Consider the following 18,971-nt stretch of genomic DNA (forward strand, 5'->3'; position numbering starts at 1 on the left):
TATTTTGACTAATAAGGGGTAGGTGTAAATGTCCAGAATTCTATCTTTTCCTGAACCTTTTCCTGATGAAGATTTTCGAAGTATTCTTTACAGGTATCATCTTCGATCCGGAGATCCAGAATTTGTTCATACTCAGTATGAACTTTTCGGAGTGCGTTCCTATAAACAAAAAATATTCCCTAGAGGACTACAAATAATGTTAGATAGGCTGCCTTTGGGCCATACATTTACGGCGGAAGATTTGCTTTATAAACATACATGGTATGGACTATACAAAGCTTTGTTCACCGACGAGAGAAATAAAAAAATGTTTAATGTTATATTACATGGATCGAATATAAAAAATGCTGAAGGACAGCCACAAATAGCTGGCAAACAATCTGTTTTGACATCAGAAGTAAAATATTGCCTGGGATGTGTTTTGAATGATTTGCAAACATACGGTGAAGTTATTGTTCATAGACAGCATCAAGTAGCTTTCTTGGAAGTATGTCCTATTCACTCTTTACGATTATACAGTGAGTGTCCCAAATGTTCAAATAAGTATGCAAATACTCAAAACGGAGTTTTACTTAGAGATTCGCGATGTAAATGTGGTAACAATCTTCCAAACGAATATATAGAAATAAATTCAGTGCATCAGCAACAAATAGATTTATTGCAAGATTTATTATACATTAGGGAAAATTATAATTATTTGAATATCGATTCCATTATTATCAAATTTATAGATCAGCTATATACTCAAGGTTTTATTACACCAAAGGGGACAATATTAAAAAAGGAATTGCTTGCATATTTTATATCTGAGTACTCACAAGCTGAAATCTATAAATTAAACGAAGTAAATACGGAGGGAAATTACTTTAGGAATGTTTTATTTCATCGAGAGCACATGGTAAATAATATTCCCTTTTATCTTCTATTAGCTCGATTGTTATGCAAATCGTTTAGAAGTTTAGTAGAAACTCCTATTCAGTATGCCATAGAGATTCCTTTTGGAAATGGTCCTTGGGCATGTAAAAACTTAAAATGCCAGCTATATAATGTTCCAAGAATCAATCGTTGTGTTCGAAATGTAAACGATAGTTCAGGAGTTTACTCGATAAAATATGATTGTGATAGTTGTAATCATACAAGCATTATTCGTGGGGAGAAAATAACCTGTTCTAAGCGAAGAATTAGTAAAGATATTAATAATACACACGATGCATTAAATGAGATAAATACTGCTCGTCAAGAGATAGCGGTGGCATCAGAAGTGAGTTTTGAAAGTAAGTTACAAAAAAAAAGATTAATAATGGGTAATTTGTTGAATAATCACTATTTTAAAACTCGTAGCGAAGTACGAAAACAAGCTCAATATCTTTATGAATGGCTCATGCTTTACGACAAGGAATGGTTGGAGTTAAGGATTCCTCAAAAAATAGAACGAAAGAGTAGAAAGTTGGATTTTAGATCCATTGATCAAGACTTACAGCAAAAAATACGTACAGCAGGGGAAAGCATCTCTTTAGAGTATTATTTACCTATCCGAAGAGGAACAATTCTAAGAAGGTTATCTCCGAAAGATCGAAATAGATTCAATCAATACTATCGCTACAAATTGCCCGCGGCTGTACAGGAAATAGATAAATTTGTTGAGACGAAAAAGCAATTTCTAATTCGTAGTATACCTAGACATTATTCGAAACTTCTAGTTGATAATATAAAAGGAATAACAGTAAGTCATTTTAAAGAAAAGGCTTCTGTTAGTTACTATTTAAACGGAGATGAAGAAGTTGATGAACATATCAGAAATTTCCTTTCCGAAAAAGGAATGTTAATTTAAAAAATCAAAATCTTTCTCTTAAATTAGTTCCAATAGACAAATGTTAAAAGAAAATAAACCATTAGATTGAAAAATAATGTATTTTCTTAGTGCTTTGATTAAGTTAAGGAAGTTTAAAAGCACTACATGCTTTTCGCGTATGTGCTTTAATTAATAATTGGAAGTGGTAATATTATGAGGAGGACGTAGCCCAGCGAAGGCGCGGGAGCGTCCTTTTTTATTAGACTAATAGTATTGAAGAGGTGAATCATGTTTCGGGGAGTAATTATCGAGGGGTTATCTACCGCAGGAAAAACATCTGTCTTTACTGCAATAAAGAAGTTACATAGTCAAACACACAATGATGAAAAAACGATAATTGCAATAAGTGAACACTATACGCAAGTTTTGCATTCATACCAAGGCGTCTTAAGATCGATGGACAAGGATGAACATATTCAACTTTTAAATCGTCATGTTGATTATCTTGAGCAACAATTCAAAGCCCATCACCCTAATTTGGCTACTATTTATTCCTAAATTTTATAGGCAATGGGCTAAATTTGTTCTATTAAAAGCAGTGTAAGGTACCGTAGCCGATCTTAAAGAGCATTATAAGAACGTTAAGATGGAGCATGTGGAGGGCGAATTAATTCTAGATTCCATTAAAGAAACAAAAATATTAATTGATCAAGTCGAACAGTTTTTATTAGAGTCATAATGAAGAATGAAGTTAAGCATAAGGGTTCTACATATTAGTCATGTACAATATGTAAAACCCTTTATTTTATCTGACTTTCTTAAATTTAGGTCTTGATAAACTAGGAAAATATAGTATTAGACTGGGAACGGCGTTAAGCTAATGGGCAGTTTAGGTTAATAAAGGAGTTAATTCTGTCCCAGCCGAATTATGTAGAGGAAATAATGCCAACTTACTTGTGCATAAAAAGTTGCGATACAAAGTCGCTGTTACTCTATACTTCGATTGAGAGGAGGGAAAGAAATGGATTGGCTTACGAGGATGAATCGAGCATTGGATTATATCGAAATGAATATATCCGGAGAAATCGACCTGACGGAGATAGCAAGTCAAGCTTGCTGTTCGTCTTATCAGTTTCAAAGAATGTTCTCCTTCATTACGGATGTTACACTGGCGGAATATATACGACGCAGACGGCTTACTCTTGCAGCGATTGATTTGTTGAATTACGATGCGAAAGTGATTGATATTGCCATTAAGTACGGTTACGATTCACCGGTTTCTTTCGCAAGAGCTTTTCAATCGATGCATGGTGTCAATCCAACTACGGCTCGTCAAGAAGGCGTCGCGTTGAAAGCATATCCACGACTTTCCTTTCTTATTTCAATCAAAGGGGTTGAGGCGATGAATTATCGGATCGAAACCAAGGAATCTTTCCAAGTATTTGGCATTGAAAGAGTATTTCAAACAAGCGGAGATGGCGATGGACCGACTACACCGGGGGGATTATGGCAGCAATGCCATGCCAATGGCGAGGTAGAGAGACTCACTTCCAATGCGGGTGAATTGCCTGTATATCAGAGTAAGGATTTGTATAAAGTGCATGCAGTGTGCAGCTATCGAAAAACCGAAAATGATACGTTTCCGTATATGCTGTGTTCATTTAAGAGCGATTCCAGTAAAACGGATGGATATTTGGAAATCACGATCCCTTCACACACGTGGGCTATATTCCCATCAGAACTGTTTACATGGGATCAATTTAATGATTCCATTGAGTCATTATACCACCGCTTTTATTCAGAATGGCTTCCAACAGCAGGATACGAGCAGGTCGATGGGATGGAATTCGAAGTCTATGGAGGCAGTAATGGCCTTAATTATGTTGAATTGTGGTTCGCGGTACGAAAAACTTCCTGAATGATGAAGACAAACAGAACGTTGGATGTAACGGGACACTATAGCTTAATTAATACTAAAACGCGGTTGCCGACATTGATCGGCAGCCGCGTTGTGCTAACTGGCAGTTTGGCAGAATGTACAAACAGAGGAAAGATGGGCAAATTTAAGGTTTTTAGAGATAAACAGAGTTATTATTTTCTGAAAACCCATATTTGGGCATTGTAATGCGATTTGTAAATCTATGAATAATAGCGAACGTACGTTTTTGAGGTTTGTAAAAAATAATATTATATTCTACGATAGGTAACATCCGAAACCAAGAATTAAGGAGATGTTTAAATGAGCAATATATTATTAAATTCAAGAAAAAACACTTTTGATAATAAAGGGGTTTTAGAACAAAACAAAAAGTTTTGGGATAATACTGCTGACAAATGGTTCGGTGTAACTGCACTCCCAGAACTCGGATGCTTGATACCATCCGAAGAAGATTTACATTTGTTTGGTGATGTTTCTGGTAAAAAAGTTCTTGAAATTGGTTGTGGAAGTGGGCACTCTCTTAAATATCATGGTGACCATCTTGCATCAGAACTTTGGGGACTTGATATGTCAACACAGCAAATTGAAAATGCAACCCGTTATTTAAAAGATTGCGGATATGAAGCCCATTTATTCAATTGTCCCATGGAAGTGAATCCAGGTTTACCGATGGGTTATTTTGATATTGTTTATTCCATATATGCAATCGGCTGGACTACAGATTTACAAAAAACATTTAATTTAATCGCATCCTATTTAAAAAAAGGTGGTACTTTTATATTTAGCTGGGATCACCCTGTTATGAGATGTATGGAAATTGAAGAAGATAATCTTGTAGTTAAAAGCTCTTATTACGATGAAAATCTTTTTACGTTTGAAAAATACGGCTTTGATGTTTCACTCAGTAAAAGGAAAATTTCAACGTATATTAACGCTTTATCTAAAGCAGGATTTGTTATTGAGGAAATGATAGAAGAAACTGATAAACAAACCCTTGAAAGTGAGAGCAAATTTGAACAGAAATATCATTCTGCTTTCAATGCGAAAATGTTTCCCTTGTCCTTCGTTTTTAAAGCAAGAAAACTTTAAGCTAACGGGACACGTTTGTTCAATAAAACAGCAGCAGTCTAGGACTTTATTTTCTCGTCCATGGCTGCTGCTGTTTTGTATTTATGGGTCAGTCTAATACTTATTTTTCGGAGTCTGACTGTTTAGCAATTCAGTAATATGCGTAGGATCAACAAATCCAGTCTAAAACTTTATTTTCTTCGGATAACAAACGCCGTGATTGATATAGTTTGGGAATTAACGATATAAAATATGGGAACAATAATCATAGTGCCAGCCGTTAGGAGTGAAGGCGTTATGATATATTTTCCCTCTTTATTTCCTGATGAAATACTATACAGTGCTCTTTCCAGATATCATAGAGATTCAGGAAGTGAAAATTATAAACTGACAATGGATGATCTGTTTGGAGATGCAAAAGTTTGTGCATCATTGCTGTTTCCATCCCATTTGGCTGCACTTTGCGAAAGAATGCCGCCAGGAAGTAAATTTAATCCTGAAAAGTTAATAGCTAATCATACGTTTCTCCCATACTATGCCCCTTTTATCCCTAAGAAAAGAAACCTAGAAATGAAAGAGATTATGAATTCTGAGAAGGGCACTTCTGCATACATGCAGATAGGGAAACCGGCCTCGACTGTTAAATCACAACAAGGGTTGAATTATTGTTCAGCTTGCGTCATTCATGATCGTAAAATCTATGGGGAGGCGTATTGGCATAGATCCCATCAGGCTGAAGGTATCTTTATATGCCATTACCACAATAATGCTCTTATCAGAAGCAATGTGTCTCATGCGAACCAAAGAAATAAACATGAATTTGTTTCATTAGAGAGTATCTTAGGGGATGAGGTCTTACACTATTGTGATTCAATACAAACACAATCTTTTAAAATCCGGAAGTATATCGCTGAACAGACATATCTACTTTTGAATAATCCTTTTAATCCACTTGGATTGGATAAAATTAATCGATTTTATGTAACGAAGTTGCAACGTATAGGGCTAGCTAATCATTCGGGAAGAATCAGGTGGGCAGATCTAATTCCTGCATTTAACCGATTTTTCGGTATAGAATTGCTAATGGAACTTCAAAGTCATATTGAACCTTCGCAAGAAGCTACTTGGCTACATAAATTACTAAGGAAACCGCGTGTTACGTGCCATCCGTTAAGGCATTTGTTAGTTCTTGGATTTCTAGGCGAGACTATGGAAAGCATGACTAATCAAATACTTGATTATAAGATATCTTATGAACCTTTTGGGAAAGGGCCATGGCCATGTCTCAACAAAGCTGTAAATCATTATAAAGATCTAGTAATATCTGCATGTGAAATTACAAGATGTTCAAAAACAGGACAACCTGTAGGAACATTCTCCTGTTCTTGTGGGTTTGTATATTCGAGGAAAGGGCCGGACCAATCCAATAATGATCGCTTTAAGATTGGCCGAATAAAAAACTTTGGACAAGAATGGAACGAGAAATTACGAATTATATCTCAGCAGGATATATCGCTAAGAGAAATGTCCAGAAAGCTTGGTTGTGATCCGAAAACAGTGATAAGTAGGCTTTCCGATAGCAAAAAAGTCATATCATCTGCGGTTGATCAGGAAAGCATGCGCTATAAAGAAGACTGGGTGAAGTTAATAAGTAATAATGGTGCGTTGTCAGTAACCGAGCTTCGAAAACTAAACGAGGCTGCATATTCCTGGCTGTATAGGCATGATAGGAAGTGGTTGCATGAACATTCACCCGTTAATAAGAAGAGTATTATAAATCGTGAACGTATCAAATGGGAAGAAAGGGATCATCAAACTGCTAAAGAGATTCAATTAACGGCAAATGAAATTTTGTATGGAAAGTCTGATAAACTTATCAGGGTAACCAAAACAGAGATCGGACGAAGGATCGGTAAATTACCACTATTATTTAAAATGTTACACAAACTCCCTGAAACAGCCAAACAATTAAATACTGTTTTGGAGTCTGTAGAGGAATTTCAAAAAAGACGAATTGTTCTCAAAGCAGTAGAATTGAAGAATACGAATACAATTATCAAGAGTTGGGAACTAATTAGGGCTTCTGGCTTAAGGGAGAAGTTTATTGGAATTCATCGTGATGTAATTGATGACCTCATTGCAACATAGTAGTATAGATGAACATGCGAAAACACATTGTCAATGGAGGTGATAATAATGACATTGCTTAATGACGAAGAAAAAGTCACTTTCTTAATTGGTCTATTAGAACGCCATATTGATAAACTTCCGAGTGAGAACAGCTTTGCAAATTATCTTGAATCAATCCGTGGTTTTTTAAAGACTAAGGATCCAATTCTTCAAAAGGCAGCATTCTCTAATAGTGAGTTATTTATAGACAACTTCTCTCATACTTTAAATAACTGTATTACTTCCAAACAGGCGGTAGGCTCACTAATAGCTGCATTTGAAAAAGTGGGATATGCTGATTCAATGGATGTTGCCGCGGTCATTATTGAGTTTGAGAATCTTCTACAACGACTGTCTATAGCAGAAGTTGAGAATTTATATAAGGAACGTTGGATGACTGATAAATAAGTGGATTTGAATGTTTGATCTGAGTTCTAAATCGAGAGGAGAGGATTAGCCCTATATGACTCAGTTTACAAGCCGACGGATAATGAATAAACATTACGCACAAGGAGTTATTTCAGAGCTTCAACATTTAGGCTATCCCTGTGAACAAGCGAAGGCAGCTTTTTTTCGCCACTATAGAGACATGAAACGTACGTTTGGACTTGAGCCAAATGTAAGTGAATTTGCAAAGTTGATCCATGAGTTTGAAATAGCAATGGAGCGCAAATATAACCCAAATGATCCAAATCATATTTTGGTGGACCACCTTCAGCAACAGGTGAAAACTAAAAAATGACAGGCTGCTATTGCTACTCTTATCGGCCCATCCGAAGGTGCGGATGAGTCTTTGCCAGCAATTGTGGGGCCGAAGGTAACGCGGCTATTACGACGCGGTTTGGCAGCCAAGGAGAACGGCTTGCATCCGTTCCACTACCTGACGTACCGTACCTGTTTGAACAGTTGCCCAGTTCCAGGCTCTTCAAGATCCAAAAAGCACAGGATTCCTTGCTGCTATGATCATTTTTGCTACCGCTTGTTTACCTTTGTTCCCATCTGAAATTCCTAGGTGGGGGCTATTTGACGTTCATGTATATCGAAACTCGACCTGATGTAAATGGGAACTCGTTGATTGGGCTTATCCCTGGGGGAGGGGGAAGTGATCCGAAAGAAATTCAATATCGAACAGAATGAATAATTAAACCTAGCAGCCTGGTAAAGATGGTAATAAATCTATTATCTTTATGAGTTTTTTTAATTTTGATAGACTTCTAAGCAGCTATAAATATGCGAATAAGGTATCAAACCGTGGACCTATCTTGGGGGTGCCAATGAAGAAGGAACGAATAATCAGCCACCTATTAGAAAATTTATCCCAACAATTAAGATTAGGAAGTAAGAAGAAAGTTAATATGTTTGCAATAGAAAAAGAAGTGATTCGTGCTTTTCTCGATCGTTTCTTTGCAGCAGCAATGCCGATTGACGTTGCTAAATGGGTTTTCCCTACACCGCTGGGACCTAAGAATACAATGTTTTCATTGCCTTCAATGAAGCGTAAGCTAGCAAAGTCCAGCATTTGCTCTCGGTTCACAGAGGGTTGAAAGCTAAAGTCAAAGGTTGAGAGTTCCTTCTGATGTGGAAAAGCACCGACTTTCACCATCGCATGAATCATGTTCTGCTCACGTACATCAATCTCATAGCCTGTGAGCTTCACAAGTGTATCCATGAACGACAGTTGGTTATGAATACTAAAATCGACCACTTCATTTAAATGGTTCACCATTTGCTTCAGATTTAGATACTCAAGGTTTCGTACGGCTTGCTGGCAGGAGGTTACATTCATTCAAATGCACCTCCAATCGCACGTAGATTCTTCTTAACCAAGTCATTAATGTCCGGATAGCTTGGCATAGACAATCTTAAATTTTCCCTGTAATGCTCTTCTGTATAATTTAATTTCGTTTCACCAATAGGATGGCGTACTAGAAGTTTCGTGTTATAATATGCATACAAATGGTTGTCATAGACTTGTATTCCCACCGTTTTTCCTTGATACCCAGCGGGAACTGAGTATTGTCTGGATTGGTAGGAGATCATGTTCGATGCATTGATCTTTACAAGCTTATGATGTATGCGATAGGAACTTCTTACACGCTCCGCTGGTAACGGGTGTAAGGAGTTTTTTTCCTTTTCTAGGGCTAGAACTGGCACTTTTCCCGTTCCTTGATGGAACGACTGGTTCACACGATCACATAGCTTCTGAATGTAAACTTGAAGCTCTGTTAAGTTTAATTTACCTTGGTAAGCATGGATCTCATCTAGAATTTTCATCTGGGATTCCACCTTCCCTTTGGTACGAGGACGTCCTGCAATACAGGGCCTAACTTGAAATCCAAAGTCGGCTGCGTATCCAGCAAGCTTAGCATTCACTCTACCGGCGGTATGTTCCGATCTCGCTTCGTCCATGACGGTCTTCATGTTGTCAGTTAGGATCTCATGAGGAACACCACCAATAGCCTCTAATGCTTCTGTTAAGAAGGATAGTAGCACGCTTTGCGATTTGGATACGCTCATGTGGTACACCCTAAATCGTGAATACGAGAGCAGCAGAACGGCTACATTGACCTCAACTTTCTCGCCGTCTTTCGTTTCGAAGGGAATACTTTCTTTCCAGTCTAACTGAGCCTGCGCACCTGGTTCTGTTTCAAAGCGAATGGTTCCTTGTGGTGACGGCATACGTTGTCCTTGCTTAAAATAAGCTTCAAATTCTGGCCTACGAGCGATGTAAGCCCGAAAAGCAGACGCTGAACATTGCAGTCCATGATTGGGTTAGGAGAGTGAATCAAGCAACTGAATCTCATTTGGGTGATGTCTACCGGTGTTAATTTTGGTGAGAAAAGTTCGTATTTAGGTAAAATTCGATTCATCATTCTACGAGAGATGTTCATCCGGGAGATTAATGATAATCAGAAGCGAAGTAGGAATGACCTCATTCAAATTGCGTTAGCAGCCTGTAATCTGTGTTTTCAGGCAGATGTAGATACCGCCGAACGAATTATCTAAAACATGATGTGGAGCACTAGTAAAAGCTTTGTAAGTTTTTCTTTCGAAGATGAATATTTTGATGACGCGAATGCGGCTTGAACGAAACATGGGTTTCAAAATTTCGAGTTGGATCGAGATGCCAGTGATTTGGATATTGAACTGGAGATTTATAAACTCAGTTCGGATGCCCTTCATATCGTTTTAAATTGAAGAGGAAACGGACATTACGCTGGAACAGATGATTGCGGAAATGATGATAAAACGGGGCAATTTACGGGAAGCAAGAGCAACCCTCGACCGGCTTGATATCAATGTACGCAAATTGATACGTGAAGAAAAGGAGCATTTAAAACAGTTAAAACGAAATCCCCGGATCGCAATTCATGAACAAAACCGCCGCTGGAATAAAAATCTCAAAGATATTGGGGAACAGTTCAATGAGGAAAGTATGCTTCTAAAACAGCAAAATCAGGATGATTCACCTGGGTTATTAATTACAGATAACATGTTTGGAGAAATGTCTGCTCCGGAATTGATTGAGCCACTTTTCGTTGCACCTGAGTTGCTCAAGGTTCAATGGATCACGTTATGTCCACCTAACATCAAACTGGACATTACCAGCAAATTTGATACCGTATATAGCCTAGATATTGGAGCAAAGAACGGAGTAAACAGTATTATCAGCAAGGTACAGAAATATCAGAGAAAGTTTTTGCACTCCCGTTCTGCAATCAGCCACGCGAAAATTGAACAACAGTTCGATGCGGATGAAAGTGTTTCGTAGTATGCTCCTCAATCACAATTATAGACAATTGCTTTTTCAATAAGATCGACATTGAAGAGAGACACGAGCCGACTAAGGCTATGTGTCTTTTTATTTTCCTGACGCATTAATGAATCTTGAAATCATTTAGATGAAGGAGGATTTTTGATGGACACTTGTTCAAATGAGATTGCTAAAGTAACTACAGAAGGGGTCCTTTTCAATGGGGAGTATTATTCAAGTTTATGGGCTTTAAAAGAAAACTGGTTCGAAACAGTTTCAGTATCTGGTGAATGGTCCTTACCGGCATACCTGAAGGGAATTAGCAAAACTATATTAATGGTACTTCCAGTAGGGCATGAAGATTATATTGAATTTCATTTATTGATGAGAAGATCTGCCGCGGCGGATCGTGAACAATACTACAAAAAGATTCAAGAGCTTAAAGAGCAGATTATAAGAAAGCCAAAAGAAACTAGACTTTGGGGGCCGGTATAGGTGAGTTTAGTTTCTCTTCGAACATTTGTTGGAGGTGGAAGATGCCATGAACTTGATTTGAATATAAAACAACTCGCCATTTTGCGTGACATTATCAAGGAACACCAGTCAAATGTTGGAGTTAAACGTATGGAATGGACCGAGCAGGGGTTAGTGGGGACATTCGAGGGATATCGGATTTACGATAGTGACATGGAAGGATTAAAGACATTTTTAGCTGATCTAGGATTACTGCCATTACTATCCAAGGTGGAATGGTCAGTACTGTCTGAAGAAGAACAGGAACGGATGAAACCATGGGCGGTTAGCCAGCCTTCTTCTATTCGTTTTACAGTGAAGAAGGATCATAAGAGTGACATAAATACAATGAGTAATTTTAAAAAAAGAATCTGTAAGCTCGAAGTAGTTCAGTTAGTTGACGAGTGGAGATTACGGAAAATTGGAGAGTGATCTTATTACAAATAAATGGAAGAGCATTAGACTAAAGCTTCAAGCAGAATTATCTGCTCCCTGTTGCTATCGATTTGATTTTGGTACCATTAGTTGCTCAACATACAAATGCTGTGATTAGCATTTGTAAATTGAAAAAGGGATTGTGAAAATGACCTTGCTAAAAGACGGTGAGAAGTCTCACTTTTCAAATCAATGTTCTAGAATGGCATGTAGATAAACTTCCGAGAAGATAGATGGCTTTGTAAATTATCTTGAATCAACCTGCTAGCTACTAAAACTAAAGATTAATCATTTATAAAGCAGCAATTTTATAAAGGTATGTTATTTTATTTACAATTAATCCTTAATGTTTTAATTAATATAATTAAATTAAGTATTTACAGTATTATACAAGATGTTATATATTATAATTAAATATCAGATAATCATAATAAATAGAATATGTACATAAAAGTGGAAATGATGCGAATAATATACAAGTTATTTGTCTGTTGTTATGGGGGTAGAAATGCTTAATAAAGATTGCTTCGTATTTGCAATATCTGAGTATTTGCAAGGTGTAGGAATTAATTATAAAAGTTCTATGATATTTAATTTAATAGGTGGTCATGATTTAATAGTTAAAAAGAATGAAAATAAATATTTACCGGAGTTATCAATTAATTATAGAATTATTGATTTTGATCATTTCCAAAAATATACTGGGGTAAAAATATTTATAGAAAAATTAAGGATTGATGAATCCATTGAAAGATTGGTTGAAATTGTAAAAAAAGGAAGAAGGCAAATTATTCGATTGAATTGTTTTTATTTACCCTACGATATATCCAATTTCGGGAGAGTGAATAGTGATCATTTTTTGATAATAAATTATTATTGTGATGATACTCAACAGTTTTATGTTACTGATAATAAATATCAATCTGCAATTATTTCATTATCTGATATAAAAAAGGCAATCATTAAAACGTATAAAGAATTTTTTGATCTATATGTACTAGATGTTAGAAATTCTTTTTCCCAAAAACATGTTAATAAAATCCTAAGGGAGATAGTAACTAGTAATTGTATGAGAATTTTACAAACAGCAGACACTCAGTTTACATATTTGATGAATGAATTAATAAAAATCAACAAGATTGACCCCCTACTTAAGAAAATAGCATTATATAATTTAGCATTGAATATTAAGAAGCCAACTGGTCCAATAGTTTCTCGCCAATATTTGATGGAGAGCATTGAAGGACTGTCTGAGGAATTGTCAAATGATTTCAAATATTTGATAATAGCTTGGGAAAGATTTACTATTGAACTAATGAAGTTAACATCTAAAGCAAGTAATGAGGAAGAAAATTTACAAGAATATTTTGAAAAGTATATTGATAAATTGGAGAAATTGGAACTTAAATTGAATGACAGTATTTTAAAGCATCTTAATAATTGATTGACAGTGCGGGAACTTAGATAATTTATTAAGCAGCAATTTTTTATTTTAATTTATATTTATTAATCTAAATTTAATAGCAAAACAGTTTACATATTTTAGATATTTGGAGTGTGTACTAATGAGACTGGTGCAGGAGGTGAAAGAAATGAATGATCTTGAAATTGTAAAAATAGGAACTCTGGGTGTTGATGGGGATAAAAATTAATGGATGGAATGCCATTCAAAATTAATTAAGTTTTTAATAAAAACAAAGTTTCGATTTTATTATTTGTAGCTCAATCCATTAGTACACACCCTAAATAAATAAAATAGGTGATTTTTAATGATTATTACATTTAATCCTGATTCTATTATTTCTGACTTTGCTGATGGAAAAATAATTACAGATGTGATCTCACATGAAAGATATTTTATAAGCGATAATGCTTATAATATTATCTCCAGGGCTATTGGAAAAAGTGTCAGTGTTGATGAGTTATACACCGAAACATATAGTAGAAAAGATTTTGATGCATTTATTTCTGAACTTATCGAACTAAACATAGTAGTAGAAGTGTAAAGTTTTGATCCTCTTAATCGCAGTTTATAGTTTATGGGGTTAAATCTTTCGAGAAAGATATGTATATTAGCTGATCTTTAAGTTTGTAGATTACAAAGGGGTAATAATATAATGGAGACATCATTTAACATATCTAAGTTTTTAATACCAAAAATAGATATTATTCTAGAAAAAATACCTTATATTTCTGATAATATAATTGGGATTTCATATGAAAAAGAAGAAAGAGTAGTTAAGTTAAAATTAAAAAGTGCAGACATGAATAAGTATAACGAATTACGGAGTAACTTTGAGGATCTGTGTAGTAGCCTTGAACAAACTCGAATAATAAAAAAAAGAGTGCTGAAAAATAATCTAACAGTTGAAGATTGTGGCACTGTAAACGTACAACTAGAGAATGATCACGAGCATTTTGAATATATGGATGAAAGGGACATCGTCCTTATAGATCAAATAGATAGAGAATTTGTTAATATTGCAAAAAAAAATGGTGCTGAACTAAGAGACTATCCATCAGTTTTGAATAAAAAAAATATGATTCGAAATCAATATCATGTTAATTTTCCGCAAAATATTTTAGGTATTTCGTCAGTACCGCATAATTATCAATCAATTAAAGACTTCAGGGGAAATGCAGAAAAGAATTGCTATGAAAAATCCTTATCTAATCATGGAGAATTTTTACAACCTTGTATATGTTATCACTGTTATGAAGAGTTTCAAGAAAAAAAAGTGACAAACAAAATTATTACTGGTAAAGGGAAGTGCTTTCGTCAAGAAGTTGAGTGGAGAAAAGATAATTTTAGAAAAAATGAATTCTTAATGCGAGAAATTGTCTTTATTGGACAAAAAGATTGGGTAATAAATATGAGGAATGAAATTATGGAACAAGTATGGTGTTTTTTTGAAAGTATAGGTCTAAAAGGGAAAGTGATAACAGCAACTGATCCATTCTTTTTTAGTCATGATATACATACAAAAGGAACTTTTCAAATGATAAGTAATTCAAAGTATGAATTAGTAGTTAGGACAATGAGCGGTAAAGAAATTTCTATAGCTTCCTTCAATTATTGTCAGGATTTACTATGCACTAAATACGAGATTACTGACGAAAAAAACATCCCATTATATTCAGGGTGTGTTGCTTTTGGTCTCGATCGCTGGAAAGAGGTTATTAAGGAAAATCGAGACTACAAACAAAATAATTAAGGCATAAAAATGGAGGGAATCATTTGACTGTTCCTGAAGTGATGTTATTAGAGAAATATGTATTAAAAATACTTAATGAAATATTGAGTAAGGAAATATTGATTGGTAATAATGAGGATTTGTGGAATGAAGGCTTAGACTCTGTTAATACAATTAGATTAATAGGTGCCTTGGAAATAGAATTTAAAATTGAAATTGATGATCAAGATTTATTGATAGAAAACTTTTCGACAATCGAAAGGATTTTAAATCTCTTATCCAAGAAAGTTGAATTATCTAGTCTAGAAACATAGCAATATAGAATCAGCATTCTTCACCTTAGAAACGTGTTTGATTATTGGTATGAAATTCAATGTCAATACATCTCCTTAAAGAGTTTAATGTTGTTAAATGTGAATTATGTATTAGAACTATTCACTCCTAGCTTAATGATCACATATTATCAGAAAGGAGATTAAATGTGTTTATTGTTAATCAGAGTAGATTCACATTAAATGATATACAAGTTAAATATGATTCTCGTAGTTATTTCTCGGATTTCGTAGCTATATGTGTACCAAAAGCAGAGGATATTTTAGGTTTCGTATTTTCCGTTAAAAATCAAGGGGGGAGTATATTAATACTTCACCCCGAAATGCCATTGCAGGTTGCTTTAGAGTATGCTAATGTATCTGGTTGCTCAAAACTCATATTTGGAAGGGAATTAGTAGTATACAATTTAAATTGTCCAAATCAATTTACCACAATTCCTTCACTATTTCAGCTAACCTCAGGGACGACAGGTAGGCCAAAAATTATTTCAAGATCATGGAAGGAGATAGATAAGGAGGTAGTTTCATTAAACAATATGTTCTTAAATAGTAATAATGATACCCCTGTTATTTTAGTACCTGTCTCACACTCATTTGGTTTAATAACAGGTGTAATGACAGCGATTGCAAGGGGAATTGAGCCCATTATTGTTACAGAGAAGAACCCTAAATATAGTTTTAAAATAATTAAATCAACACATAGTCCTATTGTGTATGGTGTTCCATTTTTAATCAATTTGTTGCATAGACTTAATCGTGAAGGAATCAACTTTAATAAAATTATGACTTCAGGAGCACCATTAGTAGGAGATGTGCTTAAACAAATAACTAATAATTTTGAACTGTGGCAACAATACGGCACTTCTGAAACAGGATGTATTTCCCTAAAGCAAAATCCTAATGTACCTAATAATTGTGGACAAGTCCTTAGTCATTTAAAGGTGGAGCTAGTTGATTTGGATGGATATCAAAAGATTCATGTTTTTACTGGTAGTGATGCAGTGGAGACTGGAGATGTAGGATATTTTGATGAACATTTCGATCTTCATGTGACGGGTCGATTCGATGATTTGATAAATGTTTCTGGACAAAAGGTTATTCCGTATGTAGTTGAAGAGGTTATTCGTAAAATAGAAGGGGTGTTAGAAGTTGTAGTTTATAGAGGAAAACATGTTGTTATGGGTGAGTGTGTAAAAGCTAAAATTGTTTGTAAAAAGGGAAAGGAAGTTACCCGTGAAATAATTAGAGAATGGTGTTTATTAAGCCTTCCAGAATATCAGGTTCCGACAGTTATTGAAATTGTTGATGAACTACCAAGAACAATGACAGGAAAAATTAATAGAAAGCAAATTGAATGGGAGGATGCTAAAAATGAAACGAGATAATATTATTGAAAAGATTAAGGAAATACTAATTAATAATTTGGAAATTGAGGTTCAGGAAGATTTTGGAATGTGTATAGGTCAAACTATCGATATTGATTCAATTATGGTGCTTCAACTCGTAGTTTATATTGAAGAAGAATTTAACGTTACTGTCCCAGAAGAAGAGATTAATATTGATAAATTTAGGGAATTGGATGCATTGATAGAGTTTATTCAAGGTTTATTGGCTAACAAAGAGGGATGAATAACTAATGGGAAATAAGCAAATTCGCTTAGGCATCGTTGGCTTCGGAAGAATAGTAGAGCTTCTTCATCTTCCTGTACTCAAAAAAAATCCATTGTTTGAAATTCAAGGGGTCTTCGATATTACAAATGAACGAAGGAAGCTTGCAACAAAACTTGGATTTGAAGTATATGAAAGCTTAGAAAACATACTTAAGAGTGATATTGATGTACTCTTAATTACAACAACTCCCGAATCTCACTTTGAGATTGCAAAGCAAGCAATTGACATGAATAAGCATGTGCTTATTGAGAAGCCAGTAACTATTACTTATAAAGAAGCGATAGAATTAGAAACGTTAGGAGCTAGAAATAATCGATTAATTGCAGTGTTTCATAATAGACGTTTTGATACGGATTATATATTAATTAATAAATATATTAGAGAAAAGATTTTGGGAAGATTGTTTTATGTCAACCGCTATTATCATGCTAAAGAATCGGGTGTCTCTTTTGGTGTAAAGTCATTTTATCCTCAATGGAGAAATTTAAAAAAATTTGGGGGTGGAGCATTATTAGATTGGGGTGTTCACTTAATAGATCAATTACTATCCCTAAGGCTCGGTAGTCCCAAGTATCTCCAATCGGAAATGTTCTGTCTAGGTGGTGAAAATAATGAAGCTGAGAATTATGTGCGAGCTAGTCTAAATTTAGACACTGGTATTTTACTTAATTTCGAAGTTAATTTTTCTTCAAATTCTGAAATGCCATTATGGTTGGTTGGAGGAGAAAATGGAACTATAGTCATTTATTCGAATTACGCTAAAATATTTCTCTCGACTGAAAAAGAAACAAGATTAGAGTATTTTAGCCCACTCCTAAAGAGTGGTATAGAAAGAATATATCAGTCCTTTGCAGAGAGCTTCTTTTATAACAAGCCATTAGCGGTACCTTACTCTGAGGTGCTGGAGACAATGAATATTATTAATATGATACAAGAAAATAGTAACGTACATAAAATATCATTATTGGAGGAATAACATGGGAATTCCTTTTTCAACACCGCAAAAAGAGTTTGAACAGATATTTGATCAGTGGCTTGTGGAAGTGAAAAGTATTGCTTCAAGAGGTGTCTTCGTAGGTGGGCAGGTTGTCGAGAAATTTGAAAGGAAATTCGCGGAATACTGTGGCGTTAAAGAAGCAATCGGTGTAGGGAACGGGACAGATGCAATTTATTTAGCTTTGAAGGCACTTAATATTGGCCCAGGCGATGAGGTGATAACTGTTGCGAATACCTTTATAGCCACAGTTGAAGCAATTCATCATACTGGAGCACGCCCTGTACTTGTAGATTGTAAGGAAGATAGTTATTTGATAGACGTGGATGCTGTAACGAAATATATTAATGATAATACAAAAGCAATCATTATAGTTCATTTATATGGTAGGATGGTTCCAGCAACTGATCTTTTTGAAGTTGCTTGTAAAAAAGGGATTGCTATCATAGAAGATTGTGCACAAGCAGCTGGTGCTCGATTTGATAATAAGAGTTCAGGGAACTATGGTACAATTGGTTGTTTTAGTTTTTATCCGGATAAAAATTTAGGAGCTATTGGAGACGGAGGGTGTATAACTACTTCTAATAATGAAGTTAGCGAAAAAATTCGTAAGTTGAGAAATCATGGTGGTATACAAAAATATAGTCATGAAATTCCTGGATATAATAGCCGTCTTGATCCTATCCAAGCAGCGGCTCTTGCATTAAAACTGGAACATCTGGATGACTGGATCAAAATAAGAAGAAGCGTTGCACAACTTTATCATAAATATTTATCTGACTGTGATTCGATTATTTTACCCGTAAATCCTGGGGAGGAAGAACATTCTTATCATTTATATGTAATAAGAGTAAAAGGTGGGAGGATTCAAAGGGACGCATTACATAAGCATTTACAAAAAAAAGGGATATTAACGGCTATCCACTATCCTTTACCAGTTCATTTAACACCTGCTTTTTCCTATCTCGGTTATGAGGAGGGACGTTTTCCGGTTAGTGAAAGGTTGGCTAATGAAATACTATCTTTACCAATGAACATTTCTATTACAGAAGATGATATTGCTTTTATTAGCAAGGAAATAAAAGCGTTTGTATAATCTTAACTGATGAT

18 protein-coding genes and 2 pseudogenes are annotated in these 18,971 nt (G+C 35.1%); 18 read left to right on the top strand and 2 right to left on the bottom strand.

Translation table 11 applies throughout. From position 1 onward, the window contains the following. Window positions 1-28: 28 nt before the first annotated feature. From ACSBOP_RS01655 to ACSBOP_RS01685, 7 genes are all read left to right on the top strand, one after another. The gene (locus ACSBOP_RS01655) at window positions 29-1,831 is read left to right on the top strand and encodes a TnsD family Tn7-like transposition protein (protein WP_442602769.1); all 1,803 of its coding nucleotides are present in this window, start codon (window positions 29-31) and stop codon (window positions 1,829-1,831) included. A gap of 249 nt (window positions 1,832-2,080) precedes the next feature. Further along, a complete protein-coding gene (locus ACSBOP_RS01660) occupies window positions 2,081-2,350 on the top strand; it encodes a hypothetical protein (protein ID WP_442602770.1) in 270 nt (89 codons plus the stop codon). Window positions 2,351-2,813: 463 nt separating this feature from the next. Next, window positions 2,814-3,710: an AraC family transcriptional regulator gene (locus ACSBOP_RS01665; RefSeq protein WP_442602771.1), complete on the top strand. Its 897-nt coding sequence runs from the start codon at window positions 2,814-2,816 to the stop codon at window positions 3,708-3,710. A gap of 321 nt (window positions 3,711-4,031) precedes the next feature. Then, entirely contained in the window at window positions 4,032-4,820 is a 789-nt protein-coding gene (locus ACSBOP_RS01670) for a class I SAM-dependent methyltransferase (RefSeq protein WP_442602772.1), read from the top strand. Between the two features lie 276 nt (window positions 4,821-5,096). Continuing rightward, window positions 5,097-6,947 (top strand): TnsD family transposase, encoded by a 1,851-nt coding sequence (locus tag ACSBOP_RS01675; RefSeq protein ID WP_442602773.1) that lies wholly within the window; start codon window positions 5,097-5,099, stop codon window positions 6,945-6,947. Between the two features lie 48 nt (window positions 6,948-6,995). Beyond that, the gene (locus tag ACSBOP_RS01680) at window positions 6,996-7,376 is read left to right on the top strand and encodes a hypothetical protein (RefSeq protein ID WP_442602774.1); all 381 of its coding nucleotides are present in this window, start codon (window positions 6,996-6,998) and stop codon (window positions 7,374-7,376) included. A 55-nt stretch (window positions 7,377-7,431) separates the two neighbouring features. Further along, window positions 7,432-7,710 (top strand): hypothetical protein, encoded by a 279-nt coding sequence (locus ACSBOP_RS01685; RefSeq protein WP_442602775.1) that lies wholly within the window; start codon window positions 7,432-7,434, stop codon window positions 7,708-7,710. 651 nt (window positions 7,711-8,361) lie between these two features. On the opposite strand, the pseudogene ACSBOP_RS01690 reads toward ACSBOP_RS01685, so the two are convergent. Together ACSBOP_RS01690 and istA are read right to left on the bottom strand one after the other, a co-directional pair. After that, window positions 8,362-8,754: pseudogene (locus ACSBOP_RS01690) on the bottom strand (ATP-binding protein); the annotation flags it as partial. Beyond that, window positions 8,751-9,737, bottom strand: a pseudogene (gene istA, locus ACSBOP_RS01695) (IS21 family transposase); the annotation flags it as partial. The pseudogenes ACSBOP_RS01690 and istA, both read right to left, overlap by 4 nt. A gap of 469 nt (window positions 9,738-10,206) precedes the next feature. On the opposite strand from istA, the gene ACSBOP_RS01700 reads away from it, so the two are divergent. The 11 genes from ACSBOP_RS01700 (at window position 10,207) to ACSBOP_RS01750 (ending at window position 18,957) form a co-directional block, all read left to right on the top strand. Beyond that, window positions 10,207-10,740 (top strand): hypothetical protein, encoded by a 534-nt coding sequence (locus ACSBOP_RS01700; RefSeq protein WP_442602776.1) that lies wholly within the window; start codon window positions 10,207-10,209, stop codon window positions 10,738-10,740. 147 nt (window positions 10,741-10,887) lie between these two features. Beyond that, window positions 10,888-11,217: a hypothetical protein gene (locus ACSBOP_RS01705; RefSeq protein WP_442602777.1), complete on the top strand. Its 330-nt coding sequence runs from the start codon at window positions 10,888-10,890 to the stop codon at window positions 11,215-11,217. Continuing rightward, a complete protein-coding gene (locus ACSBOP_RS01710) occupies window positions 11,218-11,667 on the top strand; it encodes a hypothetical protein (protein ID WP_442602778.1) in 450 nt (149 codons plus the stop codon). It abuts the gene before it with no gap. A gap of 511 nt (window positions 11,668-12,178) precedes the next feature. Then, window positions 12,179-13,114: a hypothetical protein gene (locus tag ACSBOP_RS01715; protein ID WP_442602779.1), complete on the top strand. Its 936-nt coding sequence runs from the start codon at window positions 12,179-12,181 to the stop codon at window positions 13,112-13,114. Window positions 13,115-13,439: 325 nt separating this feature from the next. Further along, a complete protein-coding gene (locus ACSBOP_RS01720) occupies window positions 13,440-13,676 on the top strand; it encodes a hypothetical protein (RefSeq protein ID WP_442602780.1) in 237 nt (78 codons plus the stop codon). 111 nt (window positions 13,677-13,787) lie between these two features. Further along, entirely contained in the window at window positions 13,788-14,885 is a 1,098-nt protein-coding gene (locus ACSBOP_RS01725) for a hypothetical protein (RefSeq protein ID WP_442602781.1), read from the top strand. Between the two features lie 23 nt (window positions 14,886-14,908). Then, window positions 14,909-15,178 (top strand): acyl carrier protein, encoded by a 270-nt coding sequence (locus ACSBOP_RS01730; RefSeq protein WP_442602782.1) that lies wholly within the window; start codon window positions 14,909-14,911, stop codon window positions 15,176-15,178. A gap of 167 nt (window positions 15,179-15,345) precedes the next feature. Further along, on the top strand, window positions 15,346-16,581 hold the full coding sequence (locus ACSBOP_RS01735; protein ID WP_442602783.1) for an AMP-binding protein: 1,236 nt from the start codon (window positions 15,346-15,348) through the stop codon (window positions 16,579-16,581). Next, complete coding sequence (locus tag ACSBOP_RS01740; protein ID WP_442602784.1) at window positions 16,568-16,825, top strand: phosphopantetheine-binding protein; 258 nt, start codon at window positions 16,568-16,570, stop codon at window positions 16,823-16,825. The genes ACSBOP_RS01735 and ACSBOP_RS01740 overlap by 14 nt, the downstream gene beginning before the upstream one ends. A gap of 7 nt (window positions 16,826-16,832) precedes the next feature. After that, on the top strand, window positions 16,833-17,843 hold the full coding sequence (locus tag ACSBOP_RS01745) for a Gfo/Idh/MocA family protein (RefSeq protein ID WP_442602785.1): 1,011 nt from the start codon (window positions 16,833-16,835) through the stop codon (window positions 17,841-17,843). Window position 17,844: 1 nt separating this feature from the next. Then, window positions 17,845-18,957 carry a DegT/DnrJ/EryC1/StrS family aminotransferase gene (locus ACSBOP_RS01750; protein WP_442602786.1) on the top strand — a complete coding sequence of 371 codons (1,113 nt, stop codon included), beginning with the start codon at window positions 17,845-17,847 and terminating at the stop codon, window positions 18,955-18,957. Window positions 18,958-18,971 lie beyond the last annotated feature (14 nt).

This window comes from Paenibacillus sp. KN14-4R, from assembly GCF_052180255.1.
In the GTDB taxonomy this organism is placed as follows: Bacteria; Bacillota; Bacilli; order Paenibacillales; family NBRC-103111; genus Paenibacillus_AM.